The following is a 23,733-nucleotide window of genomic DNA, read 5'->3' on the forward strand; positions in this document are numbered from 1 at the left end:
ATGACATGGCAAAAGTAAACGAATTTGAAACAGCAGAGTATAAATACTCCAAATCAAGCAAACAGCGATTCACAGATAGCGCAAACGATCATTACACGTATACTAGCGCAGAGGACATCTTGGACAATCTTCCGGACCTATCAAAGATGATTCAGCATCATCAGGAGAACCAAGCGCCGAGGCTCAGAGAGCTAGAGAAATATTATAAAGGTGAGAATACTACTATTTTAAGAGAAAACCGCAGGAGAGAAGAACATCTCGCTGATAACAGAGCGATTCATAACTTTGCTAAGTATGTGAGTCAATTTATTCAAGGGTATATGGTCGGGATTCCTCTGAAAACCACTTATCCGAATGAGGGGACGAACGAACAACTAAGAGACATCAACCGAGTAAATGACGCTGATGAACATAACAGTGAATTGATTCTTGCATTATCAATCTATGGCAGAGCGTATGAGCTTTTGTATCGTAACCAATATGACGAATTCCGTTTTACTGATGTAAGTGTACTGAATACATTTGTTGTCTATGATACCAGTGTAGAGAGGTTGCCGTTATGCGCTGTTAGATATATTTATGATGCGATCACAGAGAAAACAACAGTTTACGTCTATACGGTGGATAGCATCGTTCAATATGACTTAGGAAATGACTTCAAATTGACTGAAACTAAATCAGAATCACATGCATTTGGCGGTGTGCCAATCATTGAATATGAGAACAACAAGTTTAGGCAGGGTGATTTTGAAGACGTGCTGTCACTTATCGATATGTATGATAGTGCGCAGTCAGACCTTGCGAATTACAGTCAAGATTTAAACGACGCCATGTTAGTTATTAAAGGAAGGTTAGAATTAGGTAATGATGATGCAGATAGTGATCCGATTGAAGCAGCGCAAAGGATGAAAAAAGCCAACACGCTATATCTTGAACCTCCAATGGATGTGAATGGCGGAGAAGGAAATGTAGATGCTGGATACATCTATAAGGAATATGACGTGGCGGGTTCGGAAGCATATAAAACACGCATAGCCAATGATATTCATTTGTTCACGGCTACACCGAACCTAAGTGATGAAAACTTTGCCGGTAATATGTCTGGTGAGGTTATGAAGTACAAGCTGTTCTTGATGGAACAAAAGCGTGCAGCCAAGGAACGTCGTTTCAAGCGATCTCTGCGTGATAGATACAGATTAATCCAAAACGTAATGAGCATTGCAAAAGAAGGTACGTTTGATGTATCTCTGTTGCAAATAACATTCACTGAGAACTTACCGAAAGATATCGCTAACGAAATGAAATGGTTTACCGATGCAGGTGGTCAGTTATCTCAAAAGACAATGATCAGTAATCTTCCTTTTATCGAAAATGCCGATGAAGAAATTACTCAGATTAAGGAAGAAGAAAACAAAAAGCCCACTAATCAACAAGCGGAACGTTTGTTTAATGAAAATCTACCAGAAGAAGTGAATGATGATGAGTAATAGCTTAAAAGACTTTATCATTAAGCATAGAGAGAAGAATATTGAAGATAGAAAACAGAGGGAAACAAAGCACAATAAAAAGGTCGCTTCTTTGCAGGATAGATATTTTAACAATATCTTAGATAGGATCGATGCATTTTATGGTAAATATACAGGAAAAGAAGGAATCAATAGTGGTTTAGCAAGGAAAACAGTTAGCAAAAGTGAATATGAGAGGTATTTTAATAGGTTAAGAGGATTGAAAGATGCCCATCAATTCACTGAAATAGCAAAAGAAGAAATGAACAGGAACATTGTTTCTCCTGATGTCAGAAGAATAGACATTTTATCTGCCGAAGTAACTAATGAATTAATCGTGATGACAAACGAGGAAGAACTTTTGCATCAAGAGTATATGGTTGACGAGGTGGAGAATGATTACCTATTAGAAATATTCTTCATTGCTGGTGTTGCTAGTTTCTTAGGTAGAGATAAAAATAAAATCGATAAATACGTCCAAAGAGAGAAAAAGAACATTCCTGGTAAAGAAAAAATACTAAGAGATACCGTAAACAGGGATTTCTTGAGCGCTGGTTGGAGCGAACGATTATGGGATAACCAGGATGCTCTTAGGTCTGAGTTAGATAGGATTATACGCAGTGGTATCAGTAGAGGGAGGAACCCCAAAGAGTTAGCTAGAGAGATCAGAAAAGCCTTCAACAGTAGTAAATTTAACTCTGAAAGACTTCTTATAACTGAAATGTCAAGAGCACAAGCTATGGCTCAAGAGGATTCGTATAAAAAGAATAACTTTGATGAATATGAATTTCATGCAGAACCAACAGCATGTGATGTTTGTGCTGCATTAGATGGCGAAATATTTAAGGTTAAAGACATGGAAATTGGAACTAATATGTACCCAATTCATCCACACTGTCGATGCTCTACATCACCTCATATGAATCGTGAAGCATTTGAGAAGGATCTTGAAAGTAGGGGGTTGTAATGGATTTAACTTTCATAACCAAAACAATTTATACCTTAGCACCGTTTTTAATTGGTTATTATTTGATATATGCAGGTCACATGCGGCGTCTTGAAATGCTATTAAAGAAAATACTTGCAAAAACACTTACTAAAAGAATAGGTAAGGAGTGATTACGGTGAGCGATTATAACCAAGTCAAATTAGACAACGGACTGGTTGTTAATGGTCAAAGGATAAATGATATTACTGATGTGAAAATAGAATCAAACGTTGATAATCTATCAAAAGTTACAGTTACTTTCATCGCTAAAGTTGATGGACTGGACAATATAAAACCAACTGAACGATATATGTTTACTGACGAAACGGAGCCGGAAGATAGTTTGACAGATAGAGAAACCTCTATGCAGTTTAGGGATATAAAAAATATGGTTTCTTCTCGTGGGATCTTGCAAATGGGTGATTTAATCCGATTAGAGAGGATAGGTATTGATTTGTATCAATATTTCGATATTAGCGAAATATACAGAGGAAAAGTTGATTATGAAAAGTTTAAAGATGTTTTAGATTATTTAAAGATTACTGCAGAAAGGTAGATATATCATGAAGTTATTAAAACTATGGTATTCAGAGTATAAATGGCAAAGGAAATGTTATTTAAACGGTACAAGATACTATCTTTTGCATAAATTAGGTTTTTTTGTTTCTCCTACATTAGGGTTGGGAGGCGTTAAAACTTTTAAAGCTGATATAGCGGAAAGGAAAGGTGATCCATCTATCTCCTAGCTACAGGTAGTAGCCTTTGATTATTTGAGAGGGTGATGCTATGGATTTAGAAAATATATCAAACTCAACTAAAAGCAAGTTGGAGCATGCGGTCAGAGAAGCGTGGGTATCCGATGATAATTCAACACAAAGCGGCATGCTTCATATTTTAGGTATTTTAGGAATTGAATTAGATTGGGATAATGTATTTGTAGAAAAAGAAGATGAATATTAACCGCACCTAGCAGACAAGCGTTAGGTGCTTTTATTATGCCAAAAATTAAGACTGTGTGGGCTTTAAATATCAATTGAATAGTTTCATAGGGGTAAGCACTGGACGGGCTATAAATGGACTGTACGGGGCTTATTTTTATGTCATGAAAGGTTGATAGGCAATGACTGCATGGGATTAGGAGGAAATGAAGATGAATTTAAAAGATGACTTATTGAAATTGAATTTACAGTTCTTTGCTGAAGAGGATACAACCGATAACGAAAATGACGAAACTACTGAAAACGATAAAGATGATCAAGAGCAGGATAATGCGACATTTTCACAATCAGATGTAGATAGAGAAGTCAGCAAGGCAGTTGATAAAGCTTTAAAGAAGCGTGAAGAAAAGCATCAAGAGGAATTACAAAAAGCTATTGATGATGCTATTGCTGAGAAAGAGCGTCTATCAAAACTATCCGAGAAGGAACGCCAAGAGGAAGAGTTGACTCAACGTGAACAAGAACTCTTAAAGCGTGAGGAAGAAATAAAACGTACTCAATTGCGATCCGATGCAGTAGCTGACTTACAAGAGAAGAAGCTACCATCAGATTTTGCTGATTTCTTACTTGGTGATGACGCAGAAAGCACTTTGGAGAATATCAACTCATTTAAAAAGGCATTTGATGAAGCTGTAAATGCTCAAGTCAAAGTTGCATTGCGCCAAGAAACTCCACCTAGTGGTAGCGGTACGGTTGCTAAAAGTAGAGCACAATCAGTTAGTCAAATAGCTCAGGAACACAGATTAATTAAATAGGAGGAATAAAAAGATGCCAGAATTTAATCCAGATCATGTCTTATTACAAGACGCAAAAACAGGGGAAATCCCGAAAGAACAAGGAACGCTCGTGCTGAAAGAAATTATTTCAAACTCTGTGATGATGCAATTAGCACAGCATGAAGAAATGACGAAACAGGAGAAGGAATTCCAATACCTAGCCGAAGGGGTAGGCGCTTACTGGGTAGGTGAAGGTGAAGTCATCCGTACTTCAAGACCACAATGGCTTACGGCTAAGATGGTTGCTAAAAAGTTGGGTGTCATCGTACCAGTATCACGTGAATTTTTGCAGTACACTCTATCAGACTTCTTTGCGCAAGTACGCCCACTAATTGCTGAGGCATTTTACAAAAAGTTTGACGAAGCAACTATTTTAGATGTTGATAATCCATTCCCGCAGTCACTGCAAGAGTCTATTACAGATGCCGGGCATATTGTGACTGGTGATATCACAAATGATAGCTTCTTCGATTTATCAGATTTAGTGAATGAAGCAGGATTTGATATTAATGCTTATGTATCTAAAAAACAAAACCGTTCAGCGCTTCGTCGTATCGTTGATGGATATGAACAAGCTGATGGTACTATCACTGATCCAGTCCGTTTATATAACCGCAGCGGTAATACACTAGATGGTTCACCAGTAGTTGATTTGGAATCATCCGAGATGGAAAAAGGTGAATTATTTGGAGGTAATTTCAATTACGTTCGTTATGGTATTCCGTACAACTTGAACTACTCTATTTCAGAGGAAGCGCAATTGTCCTCTATCGTGGACGAGAACGGCGAGCCTATTAACCTATTCGAGCGTGAATTGATTGCTATTCGTGCAACGATGGATGTTGGTTTCATGGTACTTAAAGATGAAGCATTTGCTAAAATCGAGCCAGCAAGCGACAACGGGGAAGAAACTCCCTAAAGACCCGTCTCCAATTGGGGAGGCGGAAATCGGAAAAGACTTTATTATTAATTAGGAGATGAACTAAATGGCTACAAAAGAAGAATTAAAAGAAATGTTTAGCACTGGAAAAGTGCCGACTGGTGATGACTTTTCTCTGTTAATTGACGGAGTGGAAGGACCTCAAGGTGAACAAGGGCCACAGGGTGCAACCGGACCAAAAGGCGCTAAGGGAGACAAAGGAGACCCGGGAGCTGATGGAAAAGACGGAACAAACGGCAAAGATGGAGCGGACGGTTTTCCAACAGAAGAACAGTGGAATGCGTTAGTCGCTCGTGTTGAAGCACTAGAAAATCCCTCAGAAGGTGAATAACCATGTCTGAAATCAGAGATAACGTAAAAACTGTGTTAGGCATCCAGGACACGCTTCAAGACGCTGTCTTGGATGTTTTAATAAAGAATGTTCGAAGTCTTTTACTAGGGAAATTGCGCAAAGTTAATAAGACTATCAAAAAGATTCCGGAAGAACTGGAATATATCATCGAGGATGTTACAGTGAGGCGCTTCAATCGTGTGGGATCAGAGGGATACAAGTCTGAATCAGTAGAAGGTCACCGCATGGATTTCTATGATTTGGATAAGGAGCTAGATCCTTATATGGACATCATTGAGGATTATGCTGATGATGATAACGACACTGGCACTAAGCGTGGAAAGGTGCTATTTATATGAGGATGAATAAGCGAGTCACCTTTGTTAGCGAAACCGATGGATATTACGACCCAGAAAAAGGCGAATGGATACCTGGTGAACTTGATGAGAAAACATTACCTTGCAATGCAAATAAACTAGGTATAGAGAGCACTAATCAGATATTCGGACAGATAGATAAGAAAATGTCTGTTATACGCCTGCAACGCCCTTATTATAAAGATTTCGAGTATCTATATTTAGGTGACAAAAAAGAGCAGAAGTATCAAGTGAAACGCCAATCCGATCACAGGAAAGGCGTTTTTTACGTTGAGGGTGAAGTGTAATGGCAGGATCTATACGATTTACAGGCATTGCTGATTTGTCCAGAGGTTTAAAAGAGCGGGCAAAATTAGATGATGTTAAGCGCGCTGTGAAAGTAAACGGTGCTGAACTACAAAGGAAAATGGTGAGAGAGGCAGTCTTTGTAAAAGGGTATTCAACAGGAGCAACTAGACAATCTATTACATTGGAAATACTTGACAATGGCTTTACAGCGAAAGTAGCTCCTTCAACCTTTTATTCCATATTCCTAGAATTTGGTACCAGATTTATGTCACCTCAACCATTCGTGGGACCTGCTTTTTTCTTTCAGAGGGCACAGTTTATTAAAGATATAGACAGATTATTGAAATGAGGTGATTAATTGAGGAAATCACCAGACCAAGCACTACACGACAGAATAATGATTTTATGCCAAAACCTAGGATACGAAGTGTACAACTATCTACCAGATAGTAAAGCACCGTATCCTTTTTGTTTTGTCGGAGAAATCTTCGAAACCGATAGACGCACCAAATTTAATAGATTCGGAGACTACCAAGTCAATGTTCACATTTATACAGATGATCCAATGCGGAATAGACGTGTTGTTGTGGATATGCGTAGCGCCATCAAAAATGAATTCTATAAATTAAAACGAACAGACGGGTACCAAGTATTGAATCATCATACGACCGGGAGAGTGCTACCCGATAATTCAACAGGCACACCATTGCTTCACGGGATTTTAACCTGTGAAGCTACTTTAAATTAGGAGGGAAATAGCATGCCAGAAATGTTACAAGGTAAGGATAAAATATTGTTATTCAGAAAGTATTCAGATAGAAATAAAGCGGCGGCTAAACTAGTCTTTCAAACGGAGCATACGTTTAGTTATAGCCGTGAACTAGAATCTATCGTTACAAAGGACGGAACAGTTGTTCAAGTTGGGGAACTAGAATCATCTGTTAGTATTTCAGCTATCCAGGCGAAAGATGACCCAGTTCGAGAAATGTTAGAAGATGCCGTTAAATCCGGATCTAGACTGGAAGTTTGGGAAGTTACAGTGGATGAAGATTTAAGGGATGATGACGGCAAATACCCAGCAGTATATTGCCAAGGATATCTTGATTCATGGGAGAATCCAGCGAATGTGGAGGAGCAGTCCAACATTGAATCCAACCTTGTCGTAGAGTTAGAACCACAAACAGGTATGGCTACACTGACAGAAGAACAAGAGCAAGCAGTACAGTATGCATTTACTGACACTGTTCCAGAAGATGAAGAAGACAATGGAAATGACGATGGTGACGAGACTCCCTAACGAACCCCAAGCGATTGGGGATGCAGAAATCGGTAGTACGTTAATCGTTGATTAGGAGCGCTGAAATAGCGCTCTTTTTTGTACTTATTTTTATATATCTTAGGAGGAATTCAACTATGGAAATTCAAATCGGTGAAAAGAAATATGAACTTGTTTTTGGAATGAAATTTATCCGAAAGCTAGATGAAATGCACACATTTAAACAATATGGTCAAGAATTTGGTGCAGGGGTTGAAACAGCGATGACTTATATAGGATTGATGAATCCAACTATTTTGGTTGACATTATTAAAGCAGCAACTTCACACCTCAATCAAAAACCATCAAATAATGACATTGAAAATTATATCGAGGCTCAAGCAAGTGAAGGCAAGATGAATGATCTATTTAAAAATATCACTGAAGCAATGGAAGAATCGGTTTTTTTGAAAGAAAAGCTTCAAAACTTCAAAAAACTAGCAAAAGTCAAGTAAGTGAAATCCCATCTGCTGAAATGTACGAGCAGATTATTATTAATTGCTTTCGTTATTTAGGCTTCACAAGTTTATATGACATTAATGTGCTCTCATTGCGTGAATATTCACTCAAAATGAGGGCTTTTAATTTGTCTCAAATCGATAAGCAATATGACATGCATATGCAAGCATGGCTTAACCACCAAGTTACCTTAACCAAAAATGTCGGAACCGAAAAGAAACCAAAGCACGAGCCTGTTTTTAAAGACTTTAAGTCGTTCTTTGACTACGAAAAAGAAATTCAGTCTTTAGAAGGTCCGAGCAAACCGAACAAAAGCAATTTAACTAATAGACAAAAACGGATGGTCGAGGCAGCGAAAATCCTGAATAAGAAGGGAGGTTAATCAATGGAAAGTTATTCCGTAGAGGCATATCTCAAAGCCACTGGGGTAGACCAATTCGGGGCTGCATTTAATAACGCGGCATCAAGTGTAGATCAAATAGATGATTCTAGCAAAAATGCGGATTTATCAATTAGTAGTTTGTTGAAAACCATTGGCGGCATCGCTGCAACTGTTGGCGTGTTTAGAGTACTTCGTAATGCTGTAGACCTAGCGTTTCAACGTATCGACACTATGGAGCAATTCGAACGAGTCATGACAGAAATGACAGGCAGTACAGACGAGGCAAACGCTGTTTTAAACAAAACAAATGATATTGTCGTTGGCACTGCATACGGATTAGATATTGCAGCTGCAAGTGTGCAGGATTTTGTTACACGTGGTGCAAGCATAGAAGATGCCACAAGATATATCGAGGCATGGGGTGATGCAGTAGCCTTCTATGGTAATGGGTCCAACGAACAATTTGCCAATGTAACGAATGCGCTCCAAAACATGCTCACAAAAGGCACTGTTGGTATGGACCAACTAAACCGACTATTTGAAGCTGGTATTCCTGCTGTGGACATATACGCCCAGGCAACTGGTAGAAGTATTGAAGATGTATCAAACGCTTTAACCAATGGAGAAATCAGTGCCGAGGATTTTGTGAATACAGTAACCACAGCCATGATGGAAGGAACGAATGGCGTTACTAATATATCAGGAGCGGCAAAAGAAGCTGGTGAATCATGGTCCGGTGCATTTGCCAATATGGGAGCAGCTGCAGCACGTGGTGTGACCGCAATCATTGAAGCAATTGACAGAATGTTATCCAATAATGGATTACCAACGATGCGTGAAATGGTTGGTAATTTTGGTTCTTTTATGGAGTCTACAATGTCAACTGCGGCCGCGGTTATAGAACCTGTGGGTAATGCTTTATTTTGGTTGCTAGAACCACTTAAACCCCTATTAGGATTGATGAAACCTTTGATTCCTGTTATCGGAGCTACTGTGGCGGCATTTGCAGGGATGATGATAGTAAAATCGCTTGGAACAGCTATGGTTGCTTTTGGAGCAACATTGATGGGTATTCCTGTAATTCAGGCTGCTGTCACAGCGGCTACCGCAGCAACTTCACTAGCCATGGCAACATTCGGAGGAACTGCAGCAGCAACCGGAACAGCATTAATAGGATTTAGGAGCGCTGTCCTAGGTTTGAGAGCGGCAATGCTTGCGTTAATGGGACCTGTTGGTTGGATTATCACTTTAGGGGCAGGTGTAGTTGCTGGAGCAATTGCTATTTGGAATGTTTTTGATACAACCTCGGAAGAAACCGAGCGCTTAAAAGACGAAACTGAAGCATTGGGAGAATCTACTGATTCACTAGTAGACTCTATGAACGAAAGTGCGGGCGCGTATAAAGATAGAGTTAATGATATCAAAGCAACTCATTCAGCGAATAATGAACTTTTGGGGACCGTTGAAGAACTATCAGATAAGGAAAATAAATCGGCAGAAGACAAACGCAATATTAGCATGGCAGTAGAACAGTTGAATGAAAATGTAGATGGGTTGAATGCTTCTTACAACGAGGAAGCTGATATGTTAAGCGAATCTACTGAAAAAATGCAGGCTCGTATCGACCTGATGGCGGAGCAAGACAAAGGCAACGCTGCACAAGAGCGTCTAACAGAAATTTTGAAAGAACAACAAGATGTAGAATTGCAATTAGAAGAAACTGCGGCGTTGCGTAAGGAATGGAATAAACAGCTAGACCAAGGCGGAAAAGATGCTAGAGAAGCCAGAAAAGGAATAGAAGAATTAGACGAACAAGAACAAAACTTAATGGCTACTCTTGATACACTTGAAATCCAGTATGAGACTACTCATAAACAATACGTTGAATCCAGTCAAAATGCTAGAGACATCATCACAGATAATAATCAAGACATTATTATATCTTATGAGGATTTAGAAGGAAAAGCACAAGAAGCATTTGATTCACTAGCTGATAAATATGGCGAATTAAAAGATGCTGCAACTGATGCATTTACTCAAATCGAAGACGAAACCGAACACACCATGGACAGTATGATTGAAACCATGCAGCACAACCAAGATATGGTGGAGCAATGGGGAGAAAATCAAGGTCGTTTAATGGAGTGGGCTGGTCAAAACGGATACGAAAGTTTTATCCCTTTTATTGAGGATATGGGAATCGACCAAGCGGCAGTATTACAGGAAATGGTCAATGACCTTGACGAAACCAACGGTACTAGTGGAGAAAAATTAGAAACATTAGCTGAAACCTATCAAGAAGGTGGAGAACTTTCTTCTAATGCTCTTAAAGATGCTTTAGGAGAAGGGTTTGATGAAGTAATCGACTTAATGACAACTCTTGTCGAACGCATGGAAACGATCCTCCGTACTCAAATCAATGAAGCTGACTGGGAGCAATATGGAATTGTGCCTCCGACTGAATTTGCTGAAGGATTTGATGCTGGTATCCCTTATTTGGAAAGCCAAGCAGAGATGGTTGCTGACACTGGTTATACAGGTTTAAGTTTAGCTTTAGGTAACTATGATTTTGAAACATTAGGAGAAAAACCTCCAATCGATATATCAACCGGCATGGGCACAGGATCGCCGTATGTCGAAATGGCATCAAGAGGATTAGGGAGAACTCCTGGTGAAGAAATATCAACAGAAATAGAAGGAACTCCTTTCGAAGAATACGGAAGAAGCACAGGAACCAGAACAAGCACAGGTATTGTAGAAAGCTCAGGGTCAGCGCGAGGTGCCGCAGGTAATTTAACAAGTGGCGTAGAATCCGAGTTTGAAACTAACCTCACATCATCAAGATATATTCAATACGGTAGCAATGTAGGCCAAGGGACTGGAACCGGAATCGACGGAAGTAAAGAAACAGCAACATCCGCAGCGAGTAGCTTGACTAGCAATGTAGATAGCGAAGTATCCAGCGGTATGGATCAATCACGGTATGAAGGATATGGAAGAAATGTCGGGCAAGGTCTTGCAGGCGGGATTCTATCAATGATGGACACAGTATCAAGCGCGGTGCGAAGCGTAACATCTGGTGCATCCTTAGCAGCCACAGGGTCCCTTGGTATACAAAGCCCATCAACTGTGTTTTTTGGGTACGGTCAATTTGTCTCACAAGGTTTAGGTAACGGGATTTTAGATGGACAATTAGGGGTAGTTAGCGCTATAACAGCTATGACCGCAGCTATGATTAACCGAACTAGCACTGGCATGCAAAACCTTAACAACATCACCCGAAGTGGTGTGTCAAATATGGGCGTAAATATGAATCGTTTGCCTGGTTTAGCACAAACGGCTATGAGTGGTTTTCAAGGCAGATTAAGCGCTGGTGCTTCGATTAGCCAAGGAATCATGTCAAGGTTATCTAGTGGTATGGTGTCACCGTTTAGAGGACTACGCGGGTCCTTGGCTGGTGTTGGTTCTAGTGCTATGTCCGGTCTTCAAGGCGGGTTGAATGGTGGAGTTGGACGAGTAATGTCCACTGCACGCAGTATCGCAAGTCGCGTTGCCTCAACTATGCGTAGCGCGTTGAAAATCAACTCTCCATCACATGTTATGAGAGATGATGTTGGGCGTTGGATCCCAGAGGGTATTGCCGTTGGAATCGAACAATATGCTGGTAAGGTGTATAGCATTATGGACGCGATGGCTGATTATGTGTCGTCTCCGTTTGATGTAGCAACCCCGCAATTTGATATTGCTGGACAAGTTGCTAATACCAATGCGCAAATTAATTCAAGAATCAATCATGAAATGAGCCAGCAGGGAGATTACCACAGACAGCCAATAGAAATAAATATTTACGATAACAAAGAGGCGGTAAGAGCCTATGTGAACGAAGAAAATGCTGTAGATGCAGTGATAAGGAGGTTTTAGACGGTGGATGCGCAAATTATAAGGAAAAATGGAGATGCTTTTAACTTCGAGGATTTCGGTGTAATAGTTAAAGACTTTATCGTGTCATCCATCGAAATTAATCCGCAGTATGAAAATCCAGAAGGCTCTGACAAACAGATTGATTACGGTTCTGCTTACGGAAAGCGAACTATTCGTATACCTTTTGTAGCAAGAGGAAAAGATTATCACGACTATCCATTGCTACGAGACTTGCTTTTTGAAAAAGTTTTAGATAAAGAATCATATTACATTCGAGAGCGTAGGCGAGCGAAAAAACTTGCTTACGCTTTTGTTGATCCAAACGAACCTGCAAAGATGGATGAGTCAACGAATAATCAATTTGTGGGTGGAAAAAGGTATCTGGTTAGATTACAGAACACTTTTGAATTGGAACAGATGATTTATGATGGTGAAGGTGAATTGGTTTATGAAACAACTGAGCTCCCCTTTGCCGAATCAATAGGAACTACTGCTGACATCAATCGTGATGGAATAAATTATAATTCAGAGATATGGGGTTATGGAATGGGTCTGACTTTAGAATATATGCAGCCAGATCAATTCGATCAATCTATAACCTATAATATAGAAGCTAAAGTTGATAATCCGTTTTGGATTTATAATGCGGGTAACGTAGGGGTTCATCCGTTTGAACAAGACTTAAAAATTACTTTTAGAGACATTATTAACAGTGATGGGAGAGTACAACTCAGAAATCAAACTAACCAAGATTACATCAGAATAAATGATGATAATTTATCTAGATCGGATGTATATATTTTTGACGGTCCTAACGTAACCAAAAATGGTTTAAATGCTTTTCATGATACAGGAAGGACATTTATTAGTATGAATCCTGGGTGGAATAGGTTTCAACTTTATTATTGTGATAGTGCAACAATTGAATATGATTTTAGATATTACTATAAATGAGGTGACATAGTGGAGTTAAACAGGACGCAGGTTGGTTTAGATAGAAATGCTAGGAACAACGAAAATAAAAATTGGGAACTGCTTGAAAGAGGGACCACTAATTTACAAACACAGTTAAACGATATGGTTCTTGATGCAGGAGAGAGTGATCAAGAAGTAGCTCAAGCTAGAGGCGGGCATAGAGTTTTAAATGAGAGACTTAACGCAGCAGATGCAATATCAGCAACAAAAGCTAATCGTGATTATGTCGACGAACGATTATCAAGAATGGCAAGTGGATCACCTAAAGAAGTAATGTCAACAATAGAAGATCTACAAAGTAAATACCCTAACGGTGAAGATGGAATATTTTTAGTAGAGGAAACCGGACATTGGTACTACTGGAATAATGGGACAAATCAGTGGACGGATGGAGGGTTGTACCAAAGTACTGGTATATCTGATAGGTCAGTAAATCTCAATAAGTTAGGGGGTGATGTATTGACATCAATTTTTAACGAAACTGTAAACGGGATGGATTTAACGTGGAGATTAGGTCATTTAAATCGTGAGGATGGAACGCCGATCTTATCAAATAAGACCAGAATCAGAAGTGTGGAATATGTTTATCTAGATAGAGGGGTTATAAGGTTAGTTGATTATTCAAATTTAAAATTTATGGTTTTTTGGTTTAGTCAATCAAGAGAAGATTCGTTTATCAGTGCAACTGATTGGTTGCATGAAGATTTTATCGTTGAAGAATCTGGATGGTACAGGTTGAATATAGCGTATAATGACGATGAAGAAATTAATGAAAATGAAATCGATGTTATGGGTAGCATGTCAAGAATGCATAAAACAAGAGGCAGTGAATCTCATGTCAAAAAGTCAACCATAATGGAGTATAAATACTATGACGGAGTTGCACCAGGAGAAAGAACTGAAATGACCATTTTTAATGGTTATACAGAAATAGATAGTTTGGAGTGGCAATCTGATACTCCTAACGCATTATGGTTATTCGTTGAAGTTATGAAAAACGGAAGTTGGGAGGTATACAACAGAACAATTAATAGAAGTACAAGTTTAGGTTCTGTTGAGCATCCTAAAAATGTTGTGGACTTAGGATCAAGTATGTGGGATATATTGCATTACGATATGGAATCAAATGAAAGGTTTTTTAAACTTGCATTGCGCAAGCCGATAGTTGCTCCAGAAGGATTAAGGATATTTTTTGAAAACAGGTCAATAGAAAATCGAACCTACAAAGGCGGATTTGTGATAAGAGGTTCTCAATCATGATTCTATTTAACGAGATAAAAGGGTGGTACTGCGAAAATCAAGGGTATCAGCACTACCTTGATAACCATCTACAAATTGATGGGTGGGAAATTGAGGACTTAGGAGAAAGTTCTACATCCTCAATGCATGTTTATGGATTGCACAGGGATTTAGATACAAAAAAACCGATTATTTATTTGCAATCAGGAATACACGGGAATGAATTTCCTCCTGTGTTCTTCTCTAGAAGATTTGCTGAGTGGATAAGTAGACCTGAAAAAGCACCTGGTGATACTAAACACTTATTTGAATATCTCAAAAATAAATATGCATTCTATTGGATACCAATAGCTAACCCATATGGATACGAACATCAGACAAGGGATAATGAGTTTATGAATATAAATGTTGATTTTCAAGACGAAACTCAAAAGGAAACATTGATTATAAAAAAATTGAATGAAAGAATCAAACCAGTAATCAGTATTGATTGCCACAACTGGGAGCGAGATAATTCCACCCCTTGTCATAAAATGGCGATTTATCAAGATGGATATCGAAATAAATTTTTTCACAGGGAAATATCGAATAATGCGTTAAAGTCATTATCACTCATTAGCAATGAAAATGTTATGGAGTATCCTTTTAATGATCATGGAGGCAGACATTTTCACGTTTGGTCAGGGGCGCAAAAAGGTATAAATGGCCAGTATGTTGTATCGTGGCTAATAGAAACATCTAGGATGAGAACACCAGAAGTGCAAACAAGAGAAGGAATCAATGCAATGCTTGTATTTTGCTTGCAATCCGACGTATGGCTGTTTAAAAGTATCCAAAACCCTACTTTAATCGATATTATGTGATAAAAATTAAATACCTAGTGATTATTTGATTAATATAGGATATAATTCCCTTATTAGGAGGGAATTACGGTGATTTTGAAAAAAATAACGATTAAAGGATTATCTAAAGCAACAGGAATTAAGCCATATATGACAAGGAAAGCCGTAAAAGTATTTTGGGCTGATTTCAGAAAAGAAAAAAGGTTAAGTTTTAAGAAAAAAATCTGGGCGTACAAAAGAGGGTTTACATCAGCAAAAGTTTCCGATTACGGACTAAATGATGAAAATTATAGAAATTATTTATCGGACCTAGATTATTATAGGTTGTTCCCATTAAATAACGAATATGTGAAGTGGATTAATGATAAATTGACTACTAAGTATATTTTAAGTAGGTATAATGAGTATCAACCACAGTATTACTATAATTTAAATAAAAATAAGATAATCCCAATGATGGATTCTATCGACAAAGAAACGAGTTCGGTAGAATCAATTGTTAATTTGCTAAAGAAAAAAGGTATCCTTGCTCTAAAACAAGAAGCAGGATCTTTAGGTGCGGGTTTTTACAAGTTGGAATGTATTGATAACCATTTTTTTGCTAATGGAAAACAGATCGAAGAGAATGATTTGATCAATTTAATAAAATCTTTGGATGGATATCTAGTGACTGAATTTTTGAAAGCGCACAAAGATATCGATTTAATTCATCCGGGTACAGCAAACTCTATAAGAGTTATGGTAATAAAAGACGGAAACAAACCAGCGAAAACAGCGAATGCCTTTATAAGATTTGGAACAAGTGAAACTAAAGGGGTTGACAATGCATCGGCGGGAGGTTTGTTCTCGCTTGTGGATATTAATAACGGTTATTTTGAAAAAGGATACCGAAAAATAAATGGGGAGCTTTCCGAATATAAACTTCACCCAGACACAGAAGCTCTTATAAAAGGACAGTTGCCTGATTGGTCTTCAATAATCCAAAAACTAGAAGAAATAACTGATTATATTGGACAATTATCGTGGTTAGGGTTCGATGTAGTAATTACAGATGATGGTTTTAAGATATTAGAGATTAACTCACACCAAGATATTAGCTGGTATCAGTATTCTTACCCTTTGTTAAAGGACAATCCGGCATCAGATTTTTTGAATTTGAAATTGAAAGAAAAATAGTGGTTGGAGATGAAAAAATAAAATGGAACCTAAAAAACGCCGTTTAGTAGATAACGATTTATTTTTTGCTGGAGCTATAATTTTGTCATTGTCAATGTTAACGTTATTTATTGTTATAGTGTTTAAAACGAATTCTTAAAGAGGAAAAGAATTTATATAGACTAAAGTTCATACAAAAAGACATCTCAATTGAGATGTCTTTTTGTATGAGAAAAGAGGTGATATTTTTGTACCTAATAGACCTAGAAGGCGAAGAATATCCAGCTCAGATAACCTACACTTGGGAAGCTGAGATAAACAGTAAACCAATAGTGACAGCTGAAATCGAAGCAACCAAAGTCAATTTGTTGTATCTGCATGATCTAACTGAAATGTGGACCTTAGTCCTTGAGGACATTGAATATAAGATTAAATTCCTTAAGAAACAAGGGAAAGGTAATAAATTAAGAGCAACTGTAAAAGCAATACCGTTGTTTTTTGATGACTTTGACTCTTTGCGCATCTATGAACGGTATGACCGCCATATGACTGCGCATTTTTATTTCTCTTTGCTGTTTGAAGATACCAAGTACGATTTTGTTCTAAACGGTACCTTTGAAGCTCAGCAGTGGGAGGGTGCGGGTGAAGGAAAAACGTATTTGAAAATGTTTGAAGAAGGGTTAAACCGATATAGAGGTGAGTTTCGAATAGTAGGCAATACTGTATTCATTGAAAACTTTATCGGAATTGATTCACAAGCTAGATACGAGCATCGTCTTAATGCATCTAATATAGTAGAAGAAATTGATGCTAATGAGTTATACACCTTCGCTAGGGGATATGGAGATTATGGGGATGGCGAAGGCGGAGAAGATTGGCAAGATGCTAATTTAATTCGCGAATACACATCTCCATTATCTAGAATTCCGGGAATCGGCATTCGTCACGCTCCTCCTATAAAAAACGGTAACATTCGTACAACGGAATTTATGGATGAACAATTGAAGATACGAGTTGACGAATCTCTAAAAATAAGCGTGACAGCAACTATACACGACTTACGGGAACAAGGATACCCGATTGCCCAATCAGGTTTGGGCGACCGGGTATTTTTAATTGATAGACGCATCGGATTTGATGAAGAGATACGTGTTGCTTCTAAAATGATAAAAAAGCGATGGGATGGAAAAGTTATTGATGCATCCTATACCTTCGGCACACCAGGATTGGTTAAGAGGCATCAAGCTAATCTGAATGCTGCTGCGCAGAATATCTCTGACCTACTGAATGGAGATATCAAATTACAGTACAGCGTGCTTCCTAACGCTGTTCAAGAGGTAACGGATATCATCAAAGGTAATACGGATAGTGTCTTTAGATATATGCAGAATGGCGTTATCGGCTGGAATGGAGACAACCCAAATTACATGACTAGATATGTTGGTGATGCGATTGGTTTCTCCAGAGATGGCGGAGGAACATTTGAAGTTGCTATGACAGCAGAGGGCGGGATAGTCGCTGATGTAATTCGTTCCGGCGCTATGCTTGCCGACAGAATAGCCGGTGGTATTCTCACAAGTTTAAACAGAAACACTACATTTAATATGAACACCGGTGAGTTGGAAATGGAAAGGGCGTATTTCACTCTTGGTAGTGGTGCGAGAATTAATTTTACTTCTGTGGGTAACAGAATCCAATACCGCGACACAAAGGACGGCGTCGTTCGTTCTGCGGGCTTCGGTGTCGGTAAATCTCTATTGGATTATCCGTTTGCCTACTCCGGCACGACAGGTGCTGCTGATTTAGACACTCTGTCAGAATATTATAGTGGCGCAATTTGGAATACAACCAGAGCAATCGCGGAAGGTGCAGCAAATAGTATTAGTGGCGGAAGGTTTCGATATCAAAATAAAGCTACGAATTGGGATAAATCGCTTACCATTGATTTCACAGAAAGTATTTCCACAATTTTTCCTTTATCACATGGAGACTATGATTTTGGTAAACCTAACCTAAGATTTAGAAGAATGTATGTAGATAATATCTTGGGATGGAGAACTGTATACATTACAAATCCTACAGCTAATAGAGGGTTTGCAATTGATACCGATTATGTTGATGGTCACAATCCTTCAATTTACGGACAATACCCATCGGAGAACAATTATAATGTGGGCCGTAGCGACAGATATCTATCTTACGTATATACGAATACTATTTACGCTAACCATATTTACGGAACAGTAGAAGGTCCTTCTGCACGAAGGCTTAAAAAGAATGAAGGAATAATTTCTTTGGAGGACAGCCTTGAATTTATCCGCAATGCCAAGATAGTAACTTTTGACTGGCGCCGGGATGAGAGTATGAAATTCAATAAAGACAAACCTCAGACCGTTTATGACAGGCAAGTCGGATTTATCATTGATGATCTTAAAATGAAAAATGATTACTTGATTAAAAAAGATGATGAAACAATTAAGAAAGACAATATTATGTTTATTCAGCAACATGTTCTACAGAATTTATTACAGAGGGTAGAGGTGCTAGAAAATGGAACAGAAACAGCCTAATAAAGATTACATTAACCATTCCTTAGTAAATCAATTAGCAGAAGCATCAATGAAAATAGCTGAAAGGGATGCAACTATAACAGAGTTGTATCAAGAAAATACAGATTTAAACAAGGAACTGGAAGAATTAAGACAGCAGCAGATTGATGAAATGGATAAAGCTGCTGAGCAACCAAAGAAAAAATAGGAGGGTCAACATGCCAAAATTAGAGAGTTTAAATGGCAATACAGTGTTTATCTTAGATACTGGAGAAATGAAAATATGTAATTGTGAATTTAAAAACGCTGAATAAGCGTTATTTTTTATGGGGTTAGCACATCGCTAGCCTCTTTTTAACATCTGAATGTCAGGGGGTCGAGAATGGACACAACACAGAAGGAAGTGGAGGACATGGAAAAGTTTATGAATGTCCTGATGGAAGTCAAGGTGTCGCTAGCCAAACAGGATGGGAAACTAGACAGCTTGTTAGATATGAAAGAGCGAATAAACGAAACTTACGACATCGCTAAAGGCGCAAGAAACAAAGGAGCTGAGTTAGAAAAAGACATCCGTGAGATTAAAGAAGAAATGAAGGATAAAGCTAACATCGATGATGTCGAAAAAGAAGTTAAACGTAGAGAAAATGTATTGAATAACTTACCGTCATGGCTTGCCTTAGGGATTAGCCTGGCGGTATTTTTCTTGACTTATGTAATCAATAGCTAAAAGGAGAGGATAATATGCAACAAGCAATTACAAGGTTAGCGGTATTAGCAGTTTTACTATTAAACCAGGTACTGGTGACATTCGGATGGAATCCACTTCCGTTCAGTGAAGAACAAATTTATGAAGGTGTGTCTGCGGTTGTTTTAGCAGTGGTGGCTGTCTATACGTGGTGGAAAAACAACAGTGTTACTAAGGAAGCCCAGGAGGCAGACCGAATCTTAAAAGCATCAAAAGATGATAAAGCAAGATGGAAATAAAGAGTAGCTGCGGCTGCTCTTTTTTAATTTATAAGGAGGTTTTATGATGACACATTTATTTATTGCAGGTCATGGAACGTTAGCTAACGGGAAATTTGATCCAGGCGCAACTGGGATTATCTCCAAAGGCGAGCATCGGTACATGAAGGAAGATTTATTCCCTGCTATTAAGCGTCATTTGCCTAAGGGGCATGACATTGTATTTTTCGATAGTTATAGTGTCGTGAGCCGAGGGAATCTAGCTGCACTTGTGAAGCAGTATGGAGCTGACCAGGTAACAGAGTTCCATTATGACGCAGCGACTGCATCTGCAAGAGGCGGCCATGTCATTATCCATAGCGCGTACAGCCCGGATAAAACGGATTTAGCTTTGCGGGACGCTATTAAATCTATGGTAGGTGTGAGGTATAGCCATAAAGGGTATTCAGGCATCAGTGGACGATCCAATTTAGGGAATGTAAACAGAGCAAGAAATAATAACATCACGTACCGATTAATTGAGCTTGGCTTTGGAACGAACAAGACAGATGCAGATATTATGGTTAATCAAGTGGACGAATACGCCAAGGCGATTATTAAAGCCGTTGGAGTCAGTCCGACATCATCTAGTGGTTCATCTGGCTCTAGTAGTTCTGGCAGTTCAAGTGGTTCTGGTTCATCCAGCAGCACATCTTCCAGTGGTGTTCAATGGGTCGGTACAGATGACAAAGGTAAGTGTATCGAAGCTATCGCCCCAAGCGTTAACTACTATGATACGCAGCGCTGGACGAATCCATCTGGAAGCTTTAAAAAAGGCGAGGGCTGGATTGTAGATAATCTTTACCGTGTCAACGGCAGTCTGCAGTATCGTGTTCAAAATTCTAATGGCGACCTGTACTACATTACAGCCCGTAAAGACCTGGTGCGAATTGTTGACGGTACTTCCAAGGGCAGCACTTCAAGTAGTTCCGGCAGAAGCGTATCAAAAGGTAGCCGAGTAACTGCAAAGCGCTTATATACTACATCTGCAAGCACTAAAAATGTGCGTAGCACTCCAATCAGTGGAATAGTAGATACTGTCAATAATTCCTGGCGAAATGAGATCCGTTTAAAGAATAGCAGGGGTAATTATATCGGTTTTACACGCAGGCAAGATTTACAGTAATTAAAAAGCCCTCACGTTTGTGGGGGCTTTCCTTTAATCTTTAGGCGCACTTGGATTTTCCTGGCGCTTATCAATTACCCAGCTTTTGCCGATTTTAACGGCATCAATTTTTCCCTCTGCACAGAGGTTTTTAATATACCCCTCTGAAATCCCCCAGTATTCGCTGGCGTGTTTAGAGCTCATCAGGTTACTTAATAATCCCCGTTGGCGGTGAGACTGTAAGATAAACTGCTCTTTATCTTCAATACCTTCGTTGGTAAAATCTTCTTCATCCATATCTGCTATGATGTCACCGAGTATATCCATCAACACCCAATCATTATCCGTAAAACTATTTTGGTACTGCATTAAATTTTCATGGATAAGTTGGACAGCCTTAGCAGGGTTCTTTTTTAATTTTTCTTGATACAATGCTGACACTGAACGTCTTTCTTCTTCGAAGACCCTTTCTCCTAGTATATTAGCGATGCCTAGGAACCTACCGAAATCCTTGTCGCGTTTAGCCATGGAATAGCACCTCCGCAAAGTTATAGTCAGCTTCAATTTGTAGCTTATCATATCCTTGCTCAAACATATCTTTCTTCATTTCAGCTAATTCTCTAATAGTGCTTGCAGCATACGTTTCATTCGGCTCAAAAAGATCATCTTTGCTTACTACATATACGACATGATCATCATGATACGTTGGGATGTCAAACACGTCGCACCATACTGATCCGTCCTTTAGATCTGCAAAAATTACTGCACCGTCCTGTGTCATATCAAAATCCTTTTTAGCCTGTTCGATTCCTTTAAACATAATATCCATCTCCTTTTTTATATGCGTTATCGCATGTCTTGTTTATAATATACTATATGCGTTATCGCATGTCAACACATTTATTAAAACTTTTTTTGAAAAATAAATAAACGCCCGCAAAGCAGGCGCTCACTTGAGTTTATCGTACCATTCCAGCACGTCCATAAACTCTATATTACGTATCTGATCTATTGTGCAGCTGGTCTTACGGCCGTCTATAACTTTTAAAAATATCTTCCCGCTGTTATACCCTGCAACCTTGCATTGTACGTCTTTGTAATATTGTCCGTTACGTATAGTGTTTGCTTGGATTGCTACGGGCAGATCCTTAACATAAGCTTTATGCAGCACTTGAGATATTTCCTCTATCGTCATTTCTTCTTTAGGTTGCACTTCCTGGAATTCTTTTTTCATCATTTCTTTAGTGGCTTCGGTTTGATCAGTCAGGATCATTCCTTGCCACTTTTTAATTCCACGGTCTTTATATCCGTACATTTCTGGAGTGACACGGGTAATAGAATAACATTCCACTTCAATTCATCCTCCTTGCTAAAAAATAATAGTACACTTGTTCTTGTTTTGTATATGTTATATGGTATAATGAGAACAAACATTCGTCAAACGCCAATTTTTGGAGGGATAATTATGATTGGATTTTTAACAAATGCCAAGGTTGGGAAAGAGAAAATCATGATATATTATATTGATTCCAAGGGTGAAGTTAGTCAAAGGATTATTAGAGTTGTGGAAATGGATGAGAAAAGGGTGCTGGCATATTGTTATTATCGTAAACAGGTGCGAAGCTTTAAGTTAGAAAATATCCTGTCATGTGGTCAAGTAAAAAGGAGTGTTGGAGCTTAATGCAAAAACCAGTATTGGATTTAGATCAATTAGAACTTAACGGGATTAGAATATATGATGCGTATAAAGAGGGAAAAGCAGTATGGATAAAGTATTTTAATGAGGGGACTTTTAAAGAAATTGTTTGCCATATTGATGAACCAATCGATATATGGGATATGGTTATAAAATGCTCGAATGATGGCGGTGTAGTAGATATCCCTTTTAATTGGATAGTGCAAGTAGATACTTTATAAAAAAGCAAACAAAATCATATACCTATGTTATAATCAAGAGGTATGAGGTTTATCTCGTATTTTTTATAATTCCTTATTGGCGCTCTTTGTGGGCGTCCTTTTTAATTACGAAACAAAAGAGAGGGGATACCTCTCTTTTAATAGATGTAAACCGTTGTCATCATTATTGATTTCGCTCTTGACATCATATAGAATAACATCAAAAGATGTTTCAAATATTTGGATTATGGGAATTTCCATTGTATCTTGTTTTATTTTCATCTTAATTAGTATAGAATAAAAAGTGGCTAATGGTTAATTGATTTTTTGCAACAATTCTAGCAACATAAACAGAACATGAAGTCTGTTGAAAAAACTGTGGATAAGTTAACGCAAATTACAAACAATATACAAAAAACCTGTCCAAGTCAATAAAATCAACGATAACAACTTACAGGTGGTATAAATTTTTAGAATTTAACCACCTCGTCAAACCGTTGATCTTAAAAGGCTAAGCAACCAGAAGTAACTGAAAAATATCAAAAACAAGCGTCGTAATATACACTAAATATACGTTTAATATACAAGCTAAATAACTAATTTATCAATCGTATCAATTAGTTGTTTGATGTTTTTGTGGGTATATGTCTTTTCAGTGATATCGCCAGTAGCATGTCCGAGAATCCTTTT

General features: G+C 38.4%; 29 protein-coding genes. 26 read left to right on the plus strand and 3 right to left on the minus strand.

Translation table 11 applies throughout. From position 1 onward, the window contains the following. Positions 1-5 precede the first annotated feature (5 nt). The 24 genes from BN986_RS25265 to BN986_RS26015 all read left to right on the plus strand — a co-directional run bounded on the left by BN986_RS25265 (position 6) and on the right by BN986_RS26015 (position 21,168). On the plus strand, positions 6-1,487 hold the full coding sequence (locus BN986_RS25265; protein WP_040985517.1) for a phage portal protein: 1,482 nt from the start codon (positions 6-8) through the stop codon (positions 1,485-1,487). Next, the gene (locus BN986_RS25990; protein ID WP_081922333.1) at positions 1,474-2,472 is read left to right on the plus strand and encodes a minor capsid protein; all 999 of its coding nucleotides are present in this window, start codon (positions 1,474-1,476) and stop codon (positions 2,470-2,472) included. The genes BN986_RS25265 and BN986_RS25990 overlap by 14 nt, the downstream gene beginning before the upstream one ends. Positions 2,473-2,629: 157 nt before the next feature. Next, complete coding sequence (locus BN986_RS25275; RefSeq protein ID WP_040985519.1) at positions 2,630-3,049, plus strand: hypothetical protein; 420 nt, start codon at positions 2,630-2,632, stop codon at positions 3,047-3,049. 230 nt (positions 3,050-3,279) lie between these two features. Next, positions 3,280-3,453, plus strand: coding sequence for a hypothetical protein (locus BN986_RS27275; RefSeq protein ID WP_157037111.1), 174 nt, complete (start codon positions 3,280-3,282; stop codon positions 3,451-3,453). Positions 3,454-3,643: 190 nt separating this feature from the next. Then, positions 3,644-4,246 (plus strand): DUF4355 domain-containing protein, encoded by a 603-nt coding sequence (locus BN986_RS25285; protein ID WP_052401164.1) that lies wholly within the window; start codon positions 3,644-3,646, stop codon positions 4,244-4,246. 13 nt (positions 4,247-4,259) lie between these two features. Then, positions 4,260-5,186: a phage major capsid protein gene (locus BN986_RS25290; protein ID WP_040985525.1), complete on the plus strand. Its 927-nt coding sequence runs from the start codon at positions 4,260-4,262 to the stop codon at positions 5,184-5,186. Between the two features lie 67 nt (positions 5,187-5,253). After that, on the plus strand, positions 5,254-5,538 hold the full coding sequence (locus BN986_RS25295; RefSeq protein WP_052401165.1) for a collagen-like protein: 285 nt from the start codon (positions 5,254-5,256) through the stop codon (positions 5,536-5,538). A gap of 2 nt (positions 5,539-5,540) precedes the next feature. Next, on the plus strand, positions 5,541-5,897 hold the full coding sequence (locus BN986_RS25300) for a phage head-tail connector protein (protein ID WP_040985527.1): 357 nt from the start codon (positions 5,541-5,543) through the stop codon (positions 5,895-5,897). Between the two features lie 2 nt (positions 5,898-5,899). After that, positions 5,900-6,202 (plus strand): hypothetical protein, encoded by a 303-nt coding sequence (locus BN986_RS25305; RefSeq protein WP_148417210.1) that lies wholly within the window; start codon positions 5,900-5,902, stop codon positions 6,200-6,202. Beyond that, positions 6,202-6,552: an HK97-gp10 family putative phage morphogenesis protein gene (locus tag BN986_RS25310; RefSeq protein ID WP_040985531.1), complete on the plus strand. Its 351-nt coding sequence runs from the start codon at positions 6,202-6,204 to the stop codon at positions 6,550-6,552. Before BN986_RS25305 ends, BN986_RS25310 begins: the two co-directional genes overlap by 1 nt. 216 nt (positions 6,553-6,768) lie before the next feature. Further along, on the plus strand, positions 6,769-6,951 hold the full coding sequence (locus BN986_RS27280) for a hypothetical protein (RefSeq protein ID WP_148417211.1): 183 nt from the start codon (positions 6,769-6,771) through the stop codon (positions 6,949-6,951). A gap of 12 nt (positions 6,952-6,963) precedes the next feature. Next, the gene (locus BN986_RS25320; RefSeq protein WP_040985536.1) at positions 6,964-7,500 is read left to right on the plus strand and encodes a phage major tail protein, TP901-1 family; all 537 of its coding nucleotides are present in this window, start codon (positions 6,964-6,966) and stop codon (positions 7,498-7,500) included. A 116-nt stretch (positions 7,501-7,616) separates the two neighbouring features. Further along, on the plus strand, positions 7,617-7,973 hold the full coding sequence (locus tag BN986_RS25325; protein WP_040985538.1) for a tail assembly chaperone: 357 nt from the start codon (positions 7,617-7,619) through the stop codon (positions 7,971-7,973). A 131-nt stretch (positions 7,974-8,104) separates the two neighbouring features. Further along, the gene (locus BN986_RS25995; RefSeq protein WP_052401166.1) at positions 8,105-8,359 is read left to right on the plus strand and encodes a hypothetical protein; all 255 of its coding nucleotides are present in this window, start codon (positions 8,105-8,107) and stop codon (positions 8,357-8,359) included. Between the two features lie 3 nt (positions 8,360-8,362). Beyond that, complete coding sequence (locus BN986_RS26000) at positions 8,363-12,280, plus strand: tape measure protein (RefSeq protein WP_052401167.1); 3,918 nt, start codon at positions 8,363-8,365, stop codon at positions 12,278-12,280. Positions 12,281-12,283: 3 nt separating this feature from the next. Then, positions 12,284-13,234 (plus strand): phage tail domain-containing protein, encoded by a 951-nt coding sequence (locus BN986_RS25340; RefSeq protein ID WP_040985540.1) that lies wholly within the window; start codon positions 12,284-12,286, stop codon positions 13,232-13,234. Positions 13,235-13,243: 9 nt separating this feature from the next. Further along, entirely contained in the window at positions 13,244-14,515 is a 1,272-nt protein-coding gene (locus BN986_RS26005) for a hypothetical protein (RefSeq protein ID WP_052401168.1), read from the plus strand. Next, positions 14,512-15,357 (plus strand): M14 family metallopeptidase, encoded by an 846-nt coding sequence (locus BN986_RS25350; RefSeq protein WP_040985542.1) that lies wholly within the window; start codon positions 14,512-14,514, stop codon positions 15,355-15,357. The genes BN986_RS26005 and BN986_RS25350 overlap by 4 nt, the downstream gene beginning before the upstream one ends. A 69-nt stretch (positions 15,358-15,426) precedes the next feature. Beyond that, the gene (locus tag BN986_RS25355) at positions 15,427-16,512 is read left to right on the plus strand and encodes a sugar-transfer associated ATP-grasp domain-containing protein (RefSeq protein ID WP_040985544.1); all 1,086 of its coding nucleotides are present in this window, start codon (positions 15,427-15,429) and stop codon (positions 16,510-16,512) included. A gap of 206 nt (positions 16,513-16,718) precedes the next feature. Beyond that, positions 16,719-19,061, plus strand: a complete 2,343-nt coding sequence (locus BN986_RS26010) for a phage tail protein (protein ID WP_187378626.1) — start codon at positions 16,719-16,721, stop codon at positions 19,059-19,061. After that, a complete protein-coding gene (locus tag BN986_RS25365) occupies positions 19,042-19,248 on the plus strand; it encodes a hypothetical protein (protein ID WP_040985546.1) in 207 nt (68 codons plus the stop codon). The genes BN986_RS26010 and BN986_RS25365 overlap by 20 nt, the downstream gene beginning before the upstream one ends. A 174-nt stretch (positions 19,249-19,422) precedes the next feature. Then, complete coding sequence (locus BN986_RS25370) at positions 19,423-19,767, plus strand: hypothetical protein (protein ID WP_040985548.1); 345 nt, start codon at positions 19,423-19,425, stop codon at positions 19,765-19,767. A 14-nt stretch (positions 19,768-19,781) separates the two neighbouring features. Continuing rightward, positions 19,782-20,024: a phage holin gene (locus BN986_RS25375; RefSeq protein ID WP_040985549.1), complete on the plus strand. Its 243-nt coding sequence runs from the start codon at positions 19,782-19,784 to the stop codon at positions 20,022-20,024. Positions 20,025-20,070: 46 nt separating this feature from the next. Next, on the plus strand, positions 20,071-21,168 hold the full coding sequence (locus BN986_RS26015; RefSeq protein WP_052401170.1) for an N-acetylmuramoyl-L-alanine amidase: 1,098 nt from the start codon (positions 20,071-20,073) through the stop codon (positions 21,166-21,168). A gap of 33 nt (positions 21,169-21,201) precedes the next feature. Here BN986_RS26015 and BN986_RS27830 read toward each other — a convergent pair whose 3' ends face one another. The 3 genes from BN986_RS27830 to BN986_RS25395 all read right to left on the minus strand — a co-directional run bounded on the left by BN986_RS27830 (position 21,202) and on the right by BN986_RS25395 (position 22,498). Next, complete coding sequence (locus tag BN986_RS27830; RefSeq protein WP_040985551.1) at positions 21,202-21,675, minus strand: helix-turn-helix domain-containing protein; 474 nt, start codon at positions 21,673-21,675, stop codon at positions 21,202-21,204. Then, positions 21,668-21,967, minus strand: coding sequence for a hypothetical protein (locus BN986_RS25390; protein WP_040985553.1), 300 nt, complete (start codon positions 21,965-21,967; stop codon positions 21,668-21,670). The genes BN986_RS27830 and BN986_RS25390 overlap by 8 nt, the downstream gene beginning before the upstream one ends. 129 nt (positions 21,968-22,096) lie before the next feature. Continuing rightward, positions 22,097-22,498 carry a hypothetical protein gene (locus tag BN986_RS25395; protein WP_040985555.1) on the minus strand — a complete coding sequence of 134 codons (402 nt, stop codon included), beginning with the start codon at positions 22,496-22,498 and terminating at the stop codon, positions 22,097-22,099. A 114-nt stretch (positions 22,499-22,612) separates the two neighbouring features. Between BN986_RS25395 and BN986_RS25400 the strand changes: the two genes are divergently transcribed. Further along, positions 22,613-22,828: a hypothetical protein gene (locus BN986_RS25400; RefSeq protein WP_040985557.1), complete on the plus strand. Its 216-nt coding sequence runs from the start codon at positions 22,613-22,615 to the stop codon at positions 22,826-22,828. Continuing rightward, positions 22,828-23,064, plus strand: coding sequence for a YolD-like family protein (locus tag BN986_RS25405; protein ID WP_040985559.1), 237 nt, complete (start codon positions 22,828-22,830; stop codon positions 23,062-23,064). Before BN986_RS25400 ends, BN986_RS25405 begins: the two co-directional genes overlap by 1 nt. The last annotated feature ends 669 nt before the right edge of the window (positions 23,065-23,733 follow it).

The sequence above is a fragment of the Oceanobacillus jeddahensis genome (assembly GCF_000750635.1).
In the GTDB taxonomy this organism is placed as follows: domain Bacteria; phylum Bacillota; class Bacilli; order Bacillales; family Amphibacillaceae; genus Oceanobacillus; species Oceanobacillus jeddahense.